This is a genomic window from Alkalinema sp. FACHB-956 (assembly GCF_014697025.1).
GTDB lineage: Bacteria > Cyanobacteriota > Cyanobacteriia > Leptolyngbyales > Leptolyngbyaceae > Alkalinema.
The window spans coordinates 66,150-80,535 of the sequence record NZ_JACJRC010000021.1 but is presented as its reverse complement, the minus strand read 5'-3'; the positions used below and the strand labels follow the sequence as shown (position 1 = coordinate 80,535).

9 protein-coding genes are annotated in these 14,386 nt (G+C 52.8%); 2 read left to right on the top strand and 7 right to left on the bottom strand.

Translation table 11 applies throughout. From position 1 onward, the window contains the following. Positions 1 to 47: 47 nt before the first annotated feature. The 5 genes from rpsG to H6G21_RS19190 all read right to left on the bottom strand — a co-directional run bounded on the left by rpsG (position 48) and on the right by H6G21_RS19190 (position 4,977). Positions 48 to 518: a 30S ribosomal protein S7 gene (gene rpsG / locus H6G21_RS19210; protein WP_190575025.1), complete on the bottom strand. Its 471-nt coding sequence runs from the start codon at positions 516 to 518 to the stop codon at positions 48 to 50. Positions 519 to 838: 320 nt separating this feature from the next. Next, entirely contained in the window at positions 839 to 1,222 is a 384-nt protein-coding gene (rpsL, locus tag H6G21_RS19205; protein ID WP_190575024.1) for a 30S ribosomal protein S12, read from the bottom strand. 143 nt (positions 1,223 to 1,365) lie between these two features. Then, entirely contained in the window at positions 1,366 to 1,701 is a 336-nt protein-coding gene (locus H6G21_RS19200) for an iron-sulfur cluster assembly accessory protein (RefSeq protein ID WP_190575023.1), read from the bottom strand. Between the two features lie 388 nt (positions 1,702 to 2,089). After that, a complete protein-coding gene (locus H6G21_RS19195) occupies positions 2,090 to 2,536 on the bottom strand; it encodes a cupin domain-containing protein (protein ID WP_190575045.1) in 447 nt (148 codons plus the stop codon). A 587-nt stretch (positions 2,537 to 3,123) separates the two neighbouring features. After that, positions 3,124 to 4,977 carry a phosphodiester glycosidase family protein gene (locus H6G21_RS19190; protein ID WP_190575022.1) on the bottom strand — a complete coding sequence of 618 codons (1,854 nt, stop codon included), beginning with the start codon at positions 4,975 to 4,977 and terminating at the stop codon, positions 3,124 to 3,126. 1,297 nt (positions 4,978 to 6,274) lie between these two features. Here H6G21_RS19190 and gltB point away from each other — a divergent pair. Then, complete coding sequence (gene gltB, locus H6G21_RS19185; protein WP_190575021.1) at positions 6,275 to 10,903, top strand: glutamate synthase large subunit; 4,629 nt, start codon at positions 6,275 to 6,277, stop codon at positions 10,901 to 10,903. Between the two features lie 311 nt (positions 10,904 to 11,214). After that, entirely contained in the window at positions 11,215 to 11,778 is a 564-nt protein-coding gene (locus H6G21_RS19180) for a Uma2 family endonuclease (RefSeq protein ID WP_190575020.1), read from the top strand. Positions 11,779 to 11,916: 138 nt separating this feature from the next. Here H6G21_RS19180 and panB read toward each other — a convergent pair whose 3' ends face one another. Together panB and H6G21_RS19170 are read right to left on the bottom strand one after the other, a co-directional pair. Continuing rightward, positions 11,917 to 12,696 carry a 3-methyl-2-oxobutanoate hydroxymethyltransferase gene (gene panB / locus H6G21_RS19175; protein WP_190575019.1) on the bottom strand — a complete coding sequence of 260 codons (780 nt, stop codon included), beginning with the start codon at positions 12,694 to 12,696 and terminating at the stop codon, positions 11,917 to 11,919. 252 nt (positions 12,697 to 12,948) lie between these two features. Then, on the bottom strand, positions 12,949 to 14,151 hold the full coding sequence (locus H6G21_RS19170) for a YdcF family protein (protein WP_190575018.1): 1,203 nt from the start codon (positions 14,149 to 14,151) through the stop codon (positions 12,949 to 12,951). Between the last annotated feature and the right edge of the window lie 235 nt (positions 14,152 to 14,386).

The following is a 14,386-nucleotide window of genomic DNA, read 5'->3' as shown; positions in this document are numbered from 1 at the left end:
TGGATAGGGATAACGTCAGTAAAGACGCTGTAAAGATTCTATACGTTTTAATACCGATAGTGTGCGAAGGCTTTGTTCGCTTCAGCCATCCGGTGAGTTTCTTCTCGCTTCCGGATTGCACTACCAGTTTGGTTGGCTGCATCCATCAGTTCATTGGCAAATTTGCTCGCCATGGATTTCCCAGCCCGTTGCCGCGAAAACTGGATCAACCAACGCAACGCCAAGGCAATTCCCCGATCGCTCCGAACTTCCATGGGCACTTGATAGGTTGCACCACCCACCCGTCGAGCTTTGACTTCCACCAGAGGAGTCGCATTCTTGACAGCCTTCTCAAAAACCTCCATGGGATCAGCCCCAGTGCGTTCTTTGATGATGTCAAAGGCTTGATAGATAATGCGGTTCGCCAAAGACTTCTTACCGCTGCGCATGATGCGACGGGAAGTCATGGTTACCAAACGAGAATTGTAGACAGGATCGGGAGGAATCGGACGCTTTTTGATTTCCGTACGACGAGACATAAGAATCCTTTCAGAGTTGAGAAATACAGTCTGAAGACCGACCTAGAAATCATCAGCCCAGACACAGTGAAAAGCTAGGTATTCCCAACCCAAGGATGGCTTCGGAATTCAGCATCAATCCCTTCGTGAAACCAAAATCCTTTATGGGCAACCTAGCAGACCAATTCCATCTAGTTTGTGACTGGAACTAGTACGACTGAAGAAAGTGTCCGCAACTCATGGGAAACCCCAGACACTTTCTTGACCAAACCTAAAACAAGGTACGTTACCTAAGCACGTCACCTAACAAGAACGACATCTAAACGACATCTAAATGTGCGTTACTTAGCAGCAGCTTTAGGACGCTTCGCACCATACTTGGAGCGACCCTGCTTGCGATCTTTCACACCAGCAGTATCCAAGGTGCCACGAATAATATGGTAGCGAACTCCAGGCAGATCTTTCACACGACCACCCCGAATCATGACAACGGAGTGCTCTTGGAGGTTATGACCAATCCCTGGAATGTAAGCGGTCACCTCAAAACCAGAGGTTAACCGAACACGGGCAACTTTCCGCAGAGCCGAGTTGGGCTTCTTAGGCGTTGTTGTGTAAACACGAGTACAGACACCACGACGTTGAGGACAAGCCTTGAGCGCCGGGGACTTAGTTTTCTTTCGAGCGCGATTGCGCTCATCCCGAATGAGTTGCTGGATTGTGGGCATCTTATTGCCTGTAAATTTTTGCTTGTTCCAACTTTCAACAAATATTAAAGGTACCAAGGTTTGACGACCCCTGTCAAACTTTTTGGGTGTATTTGTTAAAGCTCAAAAGTTAAAGGTAAACTTTCTAGGATCCAATTGCTACTTTATGATGGTGAATTGATCGAAAATGAAAAACCACAGCCACAAACCGCCGTGGCGATCGGGTTGTCAAACTGAAAATTACCGCCCATCAGATCTTCAGCATAGTCAACTTTCAGTCCCTCCAGATGAGGCCATTGGGCCGCCGACACAATGACTGTGATATCTTCGCACTGCTGTTCTACGTCATCGGACGCGCGGCTATCGCACCAAGTTAACCGATAGCTCCAGCCGGAACAGCCGCCTTCCTGGGTCATAATCCGCAAATAGTATGCAGTAGGATGTTGTCGCTGCCGAGTACGCTTGACTTCTGCCAGCGCTGCTGCACTGAGATAAACCATGAATTTAAACGAGGAATAACTAGAAGGGGAAACATTACTGTTGCCATCCTAATATGCCGCAATTCCCCATGGACGATCGCCCCCTCAAGCGCACTCTCTGTTCCAGCGATCGACCGTTCTAGCGGATTGTGTTTGAAGTTAAAGCGGATTAGATTGCTTGGATTCCGTCGCTGCACTACCCGTTCCAGAAATTCCACACCCGTTCCAGAAATTCCACACCCGCTTTCCTTCTGCGGCAAGAGGGAAGGATCGCACCGGGTCCTTCCCTCTTGATGTTTAAGATAGTTTACCTGTCCATTGTTCAGGGGGGCGTGCAGCGTGGGAGCTTGCCGTATCGAACCATGGATGGATGAGTAGCCCGAAATTGGTCAAATGATCAACTACCAAATTAGCGATCGGGCGTTGCCCGTGCATAGTCATCCTGGAAACGCACAATGTCGTCTTCACCCAAGTATTCGCCATTTTGGACTTCAATCAAAACCAGAGAAATCACACCGGGGTTTTCTAATCGGTGGGGTGTGCATTGGGGAACATAGGTGGATTGGTTCGAACTTAGGGTCAATTCCTCTTCTCCACAGGTCACTTTCGCAGTCCCTGCGACAACAATCCAGTGCTCACTTCGGTGGTGGTGCATTTGCAAGCTGAGGCGATGTCCCGGCTTAACTTCAATCCGCTTAATCTTGTAACCCCGCCCCTCTTCTAGGATTGTGAACGACCCCCAGGGACGGAGTTCAGTTGCTGCGATGCCTTTCAAATTAGAAGTAGACAACGTGAGGGCGGGAACTTGAGTCATTTCTTGAGGTTGAGCCACTATATTCCACTCCTTAGAATCAATAATTCGTAAAACTGTAACCGTAAAAATTCAAAACTTTCGTTGTGCCCAGGGATCGTCACCTAACGTTGAGCTACGAGCGGTCGAAGAACCGAGTCACGAAGAGAACGGCTGTGTGAATTTGCATACAGGGTGCGATGAACCCGATCGACAGTGTTTCACGAATTCGAAGAACAGCCCGAAAACTTTTGCCCTTTCACCCTAACAAACCCGTTTCTGTGCGACTAGTGCGAAGTGAGTAATTTCACTGAATTTCACCCATTCTTCACGGGGATAGGAAATCAGCTTCAAGGGGGCTTAATGGGATTCATTGAATTGAGACTCAATTGGGACTCAATTGAGGTGGAAGTCCAATCAGTTTGAATAAAAACATTCAACGGGGTGGGACATCCCTGAGCATCCCTGAGACACCTGTGCACTTGACTATCCCCATGAGTTGTCTCACATCCACAACGGAAGAGAAATCATGGAGAATGCTGAACTATCCCATGAAATCGGTGCAATTCTGGTGCATTTTGAGTGCATTCACTGGAATTACAGTGGTGTTGCAACTGGATGCAACGTAGTCCTGTCTCCAAAATGATTCAAAATTAAGGCTGAAGAAAAACGCCGATCGCTTCATGGACACGGGCAGAACTGCGGGGCGGACGATCGAGAATTTGGCCTCCTAGATACAGCGTTGTTGAACTCCCTCCATCCAAATTCAGCGCATCCACGGCTCCTAACTGTTGCATAATACTAGCCATTTCACCCAGGCTAGGCCCACTCCCTCCTTCGCGGTTATGGACAGACACTAGCAGAATCTTGCCATCAGGCAGTTGCCCGATCGCGCTGCGGGCGGCCCGCTCTTGGGCAAACGCGACACTAAACTGCTCCGCAGCGGGATCGAGAACAACTTGGCGGTTTTTGACCAGGAGAGGCCCGCCGCCCACCATATGGGGGTAGGCTTCCAAGCCGGGGATCGATTCCACCCGATCGAGTTGTACTGCGGTGCCTGGAGTAAACTGATTTGCCGCCGTCCGGTTCGATCGAAAAACCAGCAGATAGGCAGATCCCGTCGGGATGGCCACCGTTTCTCCCGCCTTGCCTGCATTTTTTTGTTCCGTCACCTGGTTATTTTGCACCGTGACCAGAATTTCGTTATCCGAGAGCGTGGTGTAGGTACTGCCCCATTCCGCGTTGTACCGGGCAATGCCCGCCTGCACATAGGCGCTATTGAAATAGGTCAGGGGAAAGCGTTGCCCATTGGCCAAAATGGCTGTTTCTTTGAGGCTATAGCGATCGAAGCGAAACTGCCCTTGCTCCGTCCAAGCGACGACCCCGCGATTGAGAATCGGCCCCGATCGCCACTGTCCATTTAAGCGAATTGCACCCAACGGCAACTGATTAAGGCGGTTGAAAAATCCGCCATTGATGGCCCCACTCACCTGGGACTGTTGTGCCGTTTGCAGCAGACTGGCCGTTCCGGCGATCGTGGGGAAGTTGGGTAGAACGGGCAACAGCCGAACCCCCGTTTGCTTGGGATCAATTTCCAGGGCAATGACTGGAAAGCGCGTTGTCCCCAGTGTTAACGCCTGTTGCCGCCACCGTAAGCCCTTGCCCCAGGCAATATCAAGGGGTTGGAGGGGGAAGGCTCCAATGTCAATGACTAAGCGATTAGGATTGCTTAAGGTAAATAGGGAGGGCCGTTGGGTGATGGGCACGCCGAGGCGCAGGGTTGTGCGATCGCCCATCGATTCTAGTTTCAGAGACTTAATGATCCCAGTGGTCGTTGGCTTAAACCGTTGGATCAACGCAGCGTCGGTTTTGGCCTCTAGGGTAATCAACAATTCCTGGCTTTGGGCATCCACTTGATAGGGAGTCGGGCGATCGAGATCCACGACGAGGCGTTCCCCCCAAGGCTGCTGACCTTGACGTAAATTGACCAAAGCCGCACTCGGGGTTTTCAGTTCGAGCACCTCTCCCTTGGCTTGGACTTGCCAACCCCACTGGTTGGCCAAGGCCGTGATATCCAGATAGCGTACGGGGGGAATCCGCTGCACCGGCAGCGGAGCCGGGGGGCGCTGGGGGTCTACAAACCAGTCGATCGGCTGCTGCCCAAGATTTTCGGTACTGAGAAAACGCAGTCCGATTAGCTGCATTAATGCTCCTTCCGAAAGGGCGATGCGATTGCCTGTCGAGGTTTGCCATTGGCCCCAAGCAGCATTAAATGTTCGACCATTGAGCAAAATTTGCCGCCCCTGTATCCAGGATGGATTCGTTTGGGATCTCAGCATTGGCGCATTGGGGGTAGGAGCCGAGGGCGGTTGTTCTAAGCTCGGGGGCTTGGGCGGAACCGCCAAGGCTGGTAAAGCTGTCCCGATTCCCAGCCCGATGACGAGTATTGTTGTCCCCAACCCTTTGAGGGAGAAGGTTTGCCTAGACTGTCCCTGATTTAAGTTCATGCCCCACTCCTTACAAAGCCTATCCACGCTTGTTGATGACTGTTGTTTTTGATGTGCTGTTTTTTGACGCGCTGCTTTTTGACGCGCTGTCTCCTGACTACGGTGTTTCCTGCTGGATTTCCTGAGAACATCACCCATCTGTGGACGTTTTGACACGATCGTCGGCCCTAGGCCAGCGCTGCTTCTAGACAACTCAGCACGGTTTCTAGACAACAGTTAAGTGTTTAGACAACAGCAAGTGTTTAAACAACAGCAACCGCTTGCAGGCTTGATCCGAGTCCATTGTCATCCAAGACAGCAGCCTCAACCTCGCTATCCAGCGTGCACTATCCAGTTACCACACCGTTCAACGATCGCCCAGGCCCCAACACGTCCTTCAACGCTACACCGAAAAAAACATTGTGAAACCTAAACATTATGCAAGCGATTACGAGAAAGATTGAAAATCGTTGTCTATCAATCGTCTTTTGAGAATCACCTGTGGTACGACCAATGATGGAGAACCCACTATGGCCTATCCACCACACAAACCCACGGCAAGGGATTGTCAGAGGGTGATTTATTTTATAGAATGCTCTACTCTGACTCCTTAAGATGAGGATATTGAAATTCATTTTCCTGGGTCTGAGATGGATTTCCCTCAACTGTCAACCAACACTCCCCAATTGCGCTAGGCCACGGGTTTGGGAGATGATGGTGTGGGCTAAAGTTAGCTACTTTTAGCCCCTGTCTCTGTGCCTTGATTAGTTTTGGGTAGCCTAGGTATTAGGTATTTCCAAAGTGACCCCATTGAGGCGCACAGACTGGTCAATTGGGTGATTGTTTCAGGATGAGTCTGTTTGTAGAGACTTGTTTGTAGAGACTTCTTTGTTTGTAGAGACTTAGTGGATCAAAGTAGATCAAAGCTTTTTCTCAAGGCTGAATTGGGGAAACTCCGTGAATTGTTTGGCACAGAGTAGAAGCTTCAGTGGTTCGATCGCACTCCCTAGAAAGTTGCGACCGATCGATTTATTTTGGCTGCACGATCCGAGGGAAGTTCTTCAAGCAGGCTCGCGATAACCGGCCCCACTCCTGCTGAACCGAGTATTCAGGTCACGTTCCCGATCGAGGAATGATGCTCACCTGATAGTCCCAGTCAACCGGTAGAAGGCACCTTAGCTGCCATTTTTAAAAGATCCCTGTCAACCTTTTATAGCCCTAGTTTCATTCAGGATGCCGCTGATTCTGGATAGTTTGTCTAGGAATGTAAAAGCCTAATCCTTAACTTTTCGGTGAAATGAACGAAATGAGCCATGTCATGGGTAACGCAAGTTCAAATTTAAATGCTCCACTGGATTTATCTTTGAGTGGATACAAAGGCCAACGCTGGCTAGTGGAAGAACGGGATGCCTGTGGCGTTGGTTTCATTACCGATCGGCAGGGTCGAAGCAGCCACGATCTAGTGCAGAAGTCCTTGGTTGCCCTAGGCTGCATGGAACATCGCGGCGGATGTAGTGCAGACCAAGATTCCGGTGATGGGGCCGGGGTCATGACCAGTATGCCCTGGGAAATCCTGAATCAATGGAGTCTAGCAGCCGGTAAAGGCTCCCTGACGATTCAAAATACGGGCGTCGGCATGGTGTTTTTGCCCCAGGATGCCGCCCAAGCCGCCCAAGCCCGCCAGATCACGGAGCAAGTGGTGGCGGAGGAAGGCTTAACCCTGGTGGGGTGGCGCTTGGTACCTGTCCAGCCAGAGGTTCTCGGCATTCAAGCACGGGACAATCAACCCCAGATCGAACAGGTGATTGTCTCCGCCGGTCAAACGGGTGATGACTTGGAACGGGTGCTGTACCTGTGCCGCAAGCGCATTGAAAAACAAGCTAAGGCCGCTGGCTTGACGGAACTGTACTTCTGTTCCTTCTCCAACCGACGCATTATTTACAAAGGCATGGTGCGATCGGCGGTCTTGGGCGAGTTTTACCGAGATTTAGCCAATCCGGCCTACACCGCAACGTTTGCCGTCTATCACCGCCGCTTCAGTACCAACACCATGCCCAAGTGGCCCTTGGCGCAACCCATGCGGTTAGTGGGTCATAACGGCGAAATTAACACCCTGCTGGGCAACATCAATTGGATGGTGGCGCGGGAAGCGGATCTGGCCCATGAAACCTGGGACGATCGCATGGTGGATCTCAAACCGATCGTCGATCCGAACAACAGCGACTCCGCCACCTTGGATAACGTGCTGGAACTGATGGTACGTTGTGGCCGCAGCCCCATGGAAGCACTGATGGTGATGGTGCCGGAAGCCTTCCGTAACCAGCCGGATCTGCTGGAACATCCCGAAATTACAGACTTTTACGAATATTACAGCGGCATTCAGGAAGCCTGGGACGGCCCTGCGTTGCTAGTCTTCAGCGATGGTAAAAAAGTCGGGGCCACCCTCGATCGTAATGGCCTACGACCGGCCCGCTACGCCATTACCCGCGATGGCTACATTGTGGTGGCTTCGGAAGCTGGTGTGGTGGATCTGCCGGAAGCAGACATCATTGAGAAAGGTCGCCTTGGCCCTGGCCAAATGATTGCTGTCGATCTGGAAACCCAGGAAATTTTGAAGAACTGGGAACTGAAGCAGCGAGTCGCCAGCGAACGCCCCTACGGTGAATGGTTACGGCAAAATCGCCAGACCCTGCAACTGCAACCCTTCGCAGACAGCCGCACCTACGAAGCAGCTGACCTACTGCGTCTGCAAACCGCCTTTGGTTACACGGCGGAAGATGTGGACATGATCATCAACGAAATGGGAGCCCAGGGCAAAGAACCCACCTTCTGTATGGGGGATGATGCGCCGTTGGCTGTGCTGTCGTCCAAGCCGCGCCTGTTGTACGACTACTTCAAGCAACGGTTTGCCCAGGTGACCAACCCAGCGATCGACCCCCTGCGGGAAAACCTCGTCATGTCCCTGTCCATGAGTTTGGGGGCACGGCATAACCTGCTGGAAGCGACACCGGAGCACGCCAAGCAACTGTTCCTGGAAACCCCGGTCCTGGGGGATGCGGAACTGGAGGGGGTGCGTCAGTCTGGCTTCCAAACCGCCACATTGTCTACGCTATACAGCATCACCGATGGCCCCGCCGGACTGAAGCAGGCGGTGGCAGCCCTCTGCCAAAAGGCGGCGGAAGCGGTGCAAGCGGGGGCAGAAATTCTGATCCTCAGCGATCGGGCCAATCCCCAGGGCCAAGCGGCGCAGTTGAATGCGGAAACCAGCTACATTCCGCCCATGCTAGCTGTGGGCGCTGTGCACCACCATTTGATCCGCCAAGGGTTGCGCATGAAAGCCTCCCTGGTGGCCGATACCGCCCAGGCTTGGAGCACCCACCACTTTGCTTGCTTGGTCGGCTATGGAGCCAGTGCTGTTTGTCCTTACCTGGCGCTGGAAGCCGTGCGCCACTGGTGGCATGATGGCAAGACCCAGAAGTTGATGGAAACGGGCAAGCTGAAGTCGGTTAGCCTCACCGGAGCCCAATCCAACTTCCGCAAAGCTGTGCAGGATGGGTTGTTTAAAATTCTCTCCAAAATGGGAATTTCTCTCTTGGCTAGCTACCATGGGGCACAAATCTTCGAGGCGATCGGGATTGGCGGCGACCTGCTGCATACGGCGTTCAATGGCACTGCTTCCCGCTTGGGGGGCCTGACCTTGGCGGATTTGGCCAACGAAACCCTCTCCTTCCACAGCAAAGCCTTCCCTGAACTGAGCGGGAAGAAACTGGAAAACTACGGTTTTGTGCAGTACCGTCCCGGTGGCGAGTACCACATGAACAGCCCGGAAATGGCTAAGTATCTGCACAAGGCGGTCGATCAGAAGAGCTACGACCACTACGCCCTGTACCAGAAGTATTTGGAAGAGCGGCCTTTGACGGCTTTACGCGATTTGCTGGACTTCACCAGCGATCGCACCCCGATCGACATCAGCGAAGTCGAGTCAGCGGCGGATATCTGCCATCGCTTTGCCACGGGCGGTATGTCCCTGGGTGCCCTGTCACGGGAAGCCCATGAAGTGCTGGCGATCGCCATGAACCGCCTCGGAGCCAAATCCAACTCCGGTGAGGGTGGCGAAGATGTCGTGCGCTTTAAGGTGCTGGATGATGTGGTGGATGGCGTCTCGCCCACCTTCCCCTACCTGAAGGGCCTGCGCAATGGGGATACCGCCAGTTCCGCCATTAAACAGGTGGCTTCCGGGCGCTTTGGGGTGACCCCAGAGTACTTGATGAGTGCCAAGCAGATCGAAATCAAGCTGGCCCAAGGGGCAAAACCCGGTGAAGGCGGTCAACTTCCCGGCCCCAAGGTCAGCCCCTATATTGCCATGCTGCGCCGATCGAAGCCCGGTGTGACGCTGATTTCCCCGCCGCCGCACCATGACATTTATTCGATCGAAGATTTGGCGCAATTGATTTATGACCTGCACCAGATCAACCCGCTGGCCCAAGTCTCCGTCAAACTGGTGGCGGAAGTGGGCATCGGCACGATCGCCGCTGGGGTGGCCAAGGCCAACGCAGATATTATCCAAATTTCCGGGCATGACGGCGGCACAGGTGCGTCTCCACTCAGCTCGATCAAGCATGCAGGCAGTCCCTGGGAATTGGGTCTGACGGAAGTGCACCGCACCCTGATGGAAAACCAACTGCGCGATCGCGTCACTCTGCGGGTCGATGGCGGTATCAAAACTGGTTGGGATGTAGTGATGGCGGCGCTCATGGGCGGTGAAGAGTTCGGCTTTGGCTCGATCGCGATGATCGCAGAGGGCTGCATCATGGCGCGCATTTGCCACACCAACAATTGCCCTGTCGGCGTCGCCAGCCAGAAGGAAGAACTCCGCAAGCGCTTTAACGGCATTCCGGAGCATGTGGTCAACTTCTTCATCTTTGTGGCGGAGGAAGTCCGTTCTCTGTTGGCCCGACTGGGTTACCGCAAGCTGGAAGACATCATCGGGCGGGCGGATCTGCTGAAGGTACGGGAAGGTGTGCAAATTGCCAAAACCCAGGCGCTGGATCTGTCCTTCCTGACCAACCTGCCCGATACCCGCAGCGATCGCACCTGGTTGCAGCACGCTGAAGTTCACAGCAATGGCCCCGTGCTAGATGACGACATGCTGGCCGATGCCGATCTGCAAGCGGCGATCGCACAGCAGGGAACGGTGACGAAGCAGTTTAAGGCGATCAACACCGATCGCACGATCGCCTCTCGCGTGGCGGGCGTGATTGCCAAGCGCTACGGCAACAACGGCTTTGGCGGACAGATTAATCTCCACTTCACCGGATCGGTGGGCCAGAGCTTTGGGGCCTTTAACCTGCCCTGTATGACGTTGCGCCTGGACGGTGAAGCCAATGACTACGTGGGCAAGGGGATGCACGGTGGAGAAATCATCATCCATCCCCCCGCAGCGGCGACCTTCGACCCCGCAGAGAGCGTCATTATCGGCAACACCTGTCTCTACGGCGCGACGGGGGGCACTCTGTTTGCCAATGGCCGCGCTGGGGAACGGTTTGCGGTGCGGAACTCGGCGGCCCAGGCGGTCGTGGAAGGCACGGGTGATCACTGCTGTGAGTACATGACCGGCGGCACGATCGTGGTGCTGGGTAAAGTGGGCCGCAACGTGGGCGCAGGGATGACCGGCGGTTTGGCCTACTTCTTAGATGAGGATGGCAGCTTCCAAGCCAAGGTCAATCCGGAAATCGTCAGTGTGCAACGGGTGATGAGCCCCGCAGGTGAAGCCCAGTTGAAGGGTCTGATCCAAGCCCATGCCGATCGCACCGGCAGTCCCAAGGCCCAGGCAATTCTGGCTAACTGGTCGGCTTACTTGCCGCAGTTCTGGCAAGTGGTTCCCCCCTCGGAGAAGGACACCGCAGAAGCCAATGCGGGGGCTGAGAAAGTTGCAAGTTCGGTGTAATCCCCTCACCGCTCTACTCCCCCACTAACGAATCACGCCATCCCTCAAAAAAGCCATTACGCTAGAGGGATGGCGTTTTTTGTCGGCCCTCAATTACCGTTCGATCAATCTCGCTCCTTAGAGCCGATGTCATACCAAATCAACTTGTGATTGCATCCCATAAGATCCCCCTAAATCCCCCTTAATAAGGGGGACTTTGAAAGAAATAAGGGGGACTTTGAAAGAACTTGGCCACATTCCTTGTGAAGGGGGGCCAGGGGGGATCGAATCTGTAGCAGTGATCAATCAATTCTGTATCAATCGATTTCTCTATGGTTCAGTCTCCATCCAAGCCCATCACTTTAACGGAGTTTCTGAAGCTGCCAGAAACTAAACCTGCCAGCGAATACATTGATGGACAAGTGCTTCCAAAGCCGATGCCGCAAGGGAAACACAGCGTTATTCAAACTGAGTTATCTACGATCGTCAACAGCAGTCTCAAATCGCAGCGAATAGGCCGAGCCTTTGCAGAGCTACGCTGTACATTTGGTGAACGCTCGATCGTGCCCGATGTCTCAGTCTTCTCTTGGGCAAGAATTCCACGGGATCCAACTGGGGAAATTGCCAATTCCTTTTCGATCGCGCCGGACTGGACGATCGAAATTCTTTCCCCAGATCAAAGCCAAACCAAGGTCACTAAAAATATTCTGCATTGCCTTAATCACGGCACTCAAATGGGCTGGTTAATTGACCCCGCAGAGCAAACCATTTTTGTCTATCTGCCGCAGCAACAACTCACCGTCTTTGATGAACCTGCGCAAATTTTGCCCTGTCCTGCTTTTGCCAATCACCTCAACTTAACGGTGGCAACCTTTTGGGGCTGGTTATCTGAATAACCTAATGTGAGTTCTATAAACTTCTGTGAATATGTTCTATAAACTTCTGTGAATATAAAGTGTCCCTGACAAATCCCCTGTACTGGGACGGAGAATTCACTTTCGGGGGGTGTCGGGGGAGTAGAGTCGTTTTGGGCATCACTCCGCCGGAAATTGCCGCGATCGCACATCTTCTGAAAAAGCTTGCACCGCTTGGCCGATCGTGTCCCGTAAATTGACATAGGACTTAGCAAACGGCGGTTTCCAAGCCCCCATACCTAACACATCCGTCGTTACCAGCACTTGCCCATCACAGTGCACTCCGGCCCCAATGCCGATCGTGGGAATCGACAATTTTTCCGTAATCGTTTGAGCCAGATCAGCGGGAATGTGTTCCAGAATGATCGAAAAGGCCCCCGCCTGCTCTAGGGCGATCGCTTCATCCAAAATTCTTGCCCCTTCTACATCCGTCTTGCCCTGCTGCTTAAAGCCCAACTGCCTTACAGACTGCGGCGTGAGACCCACATGGCCCATCACCGGAATCCCGGCCCGCACCAAGCGCGCCACGGTATCCGCCATTTCCGGGTAGCCCCCTTCCAACTTGACGGCGTGAACCCCCGTTTCCTTGAGCGCCCGCCCCGCCGATCGCATCGCCTGCTGCCAACCTTCCTGATAACTCAGGAACGGCAAATCCATCACTAAAAACGAATGCTTCACCCCCCGACGTACCGCTTTGGCATGGTGCAGCATTTCCTCCAGCGTCACAGGCAGCGTTGTTTCGTACCCCAAAGCCACCATCGCCAAGGAATCGCCCACGAGAATTAAATCGACTTCAGCGTGATCCAAAATCTGTGCGATCGCGTAATCCCAAGCAGTTAACGCCGTAATCCGTCGTCCTTGCTGTTTCCATTGGGCAAAGTGCTGAAGCGTAACGGGCATGGGACCAGTCCAGAATGGGGTGTAAAAAGTCTTTGACCATGAGTCTTTGACCACAAGTCTTTGACCATAAGTCTTTGACTACAAGTCTTTGACCACAAGTCTTTGACCAAGATAGCAAAGGTTGATGGTGGGCTGCCGTGCGATCGTGCTCGAAAAGAACGAAGGGAACCTCCGAAGAGATTCCCCTTGCTAGGAATGACTAAACTGCTGCGATGACGAGATGATGAACTCGATGCACCTGGACTGACAATCCTAGCCCGCTCTTAAGGGACGAACCCATCCTCTCAGGAAGTAGTAGAGCGACGTTAGTGATTCTCCCACCACCTTAGTACTGATGTTGAGCGCATCCATGCTAGGCAGGAAGTCCGCTACCATCAGATTACGTTCAATTAAGTCACGGCCTTTAGCCCGTTGGGTAATTGAACCCTTAGGTGGAATGGTGTAGAAATCCGTGGGGCGGGAAATCACGGTAACATTTTGTCCCGTTTGTCCCAATTCACTAGAGAACGTCAAAGCCGTTCGACTTGCTTCGATCGCGGAGGTGACGACCATCACCTGCCCCCCGTAGTTAATACGCCGATTTTCCAGAATCTTACGGGTATTTTGCGCACTCTCAATCACAGAGGTGCTGTCATTGTCCTGAATAATCGCGCTACCGGGAATGCCAAACTGACTTTGCAGTAATCGGTTGATATCGCTGGCTTCCGAGATATTGTCAGCGTTATCGCCCTCTTTCTTCGATCGCCCCGGACGCGGTCCCGCACTCACAATAATGACCGGCGAATTGAACCGCTCCGATTGATAGAGTTGCGCTGCATAGAGAATGCGATCGCCCTGTTCCGTCAGTTGAACCGGCTGATTGGCTAGCAAGCTAAATCGGCCTTCAGAAATTTGTTCTGGAGGTCCAAAAATTGCATTTTTCTCGGGATTGCTTTGGCCAGTGGGAGGCGCTTCTGTACGGGGCCGCAACTTCAGTCGCGTCGTATTTTGCCCCATCAGCACAATCACCCGCTGCGCACCTGCGGGCAAAGCTGGTACATCGGGTTGCGAAATCTGGATCGCTTCCAACTCTGTCCGCTGGGCCACAAAGTTCGCAAATACCGGCAAACTAAATAGAATTAATGCCGCCACTGCAATGCGCAGTAACCACTTGGACGTTGCATTAACGCCTTTATTTTCCGCGTCTCGCCAAACGATCGCCAGAAAAACCAGAATTAAACCTAGGGGGTTAAACAGCAGGGAGATAATCTGCCAAATATCCCCTAACAGGCCCTGTTCCGGCGCACCTTTAAAAAAGGTCAGTGCCGCAACCACCACCAGTAGCACTAGTACCAATCCACCCAAAAAAGCCTTGGGTAGCGCTTTGAGGAGAACAAAGCGAGCTGCTAGCGCCACCAAAATCCACAGAAGAACCTGGGTTAAGAGTAGAAATACATCAGTCACCAATAGAAGCATTGAGTCATTCCCTTAGTTGCTGTGATAATCCTCGCGCTGTGTGGGTCTTGCCAAATTTTGCATAAACTACGCCCTAGCAAAGCCGACTATCGCAACTGGTAGAGCCTCTCAAGCAGAAGCAGACCTGACCCCCAACGTTGGACGATCGTCCCCCCTAATCCTGGAAGCACCGCAGCGTAGCAGTCCATATCAGTAGCAGTTCATGTCATTAAAGCTTGATAACCTTGACGCTTTT

What these genes read in the sequence shown, in the direction of transcription:
- H6G21_RS19180 (WP_190575020.1), top strand. Translation starts at nt 11,215, where the DNA reads ATGGTTCAGTCTCCATCCAAGCCCATCACTTTAACGGAGTTTCTGAAG.
- H6G21_RS19170 (WP_190575018.1), bottom strand. Translation starts at nt 14,151, where the DNA reads ATGCTTCTATTGGTGACTGATGTATTTCTACTCTTAACCCAGGTTCTT.
- H6G21_RS19190 (WP_190575022.1), bottom strand. Translation starts at nt 4,977, where the DNA reads ATGAACTTAAATCAGGGACAGTCTAGGCAAACCTTCTCCCTCAAAGGG.
- H6G21_RS19200 (WP_190575023.1), bottom strand. Translation starts at nt 1,701, where the DNA reads ATGGTTTATCTCAGTGCAGCAGCGCTGGCAGAAGTCAAGCGTACTCGG.
- rpsG (WP_190575025.1), bottom strand. Translation starts at nt 518, where the DNA reads ATGTCTCGTCGTACGGAAATCAAAAAGCGTCCGATTCCTCCCGATCCT.
- rpsL (WP_190575024.1), bottom strand. Translation starts at nt 1,222, where the DNA reads ATGCCCACAATCCAGCAACTCATTCGGGATGAGCGCAATCGCGCTCGA.
- panB (WP_190575019.1), bottom strand. Translation starts at nt 12,696, where the DNA reads ATGCCCGTTACGCTTCAGCACTTTGCCCAATGGAAACAGCAAGGACGA.
- gltB (WP_190575021.1), top strand. Translation starts at nt 6,275, where the DNA reads ATGGGTAACGCAAGTTCAAATTTAAATGCTCCACTGGATTTATCTTTG.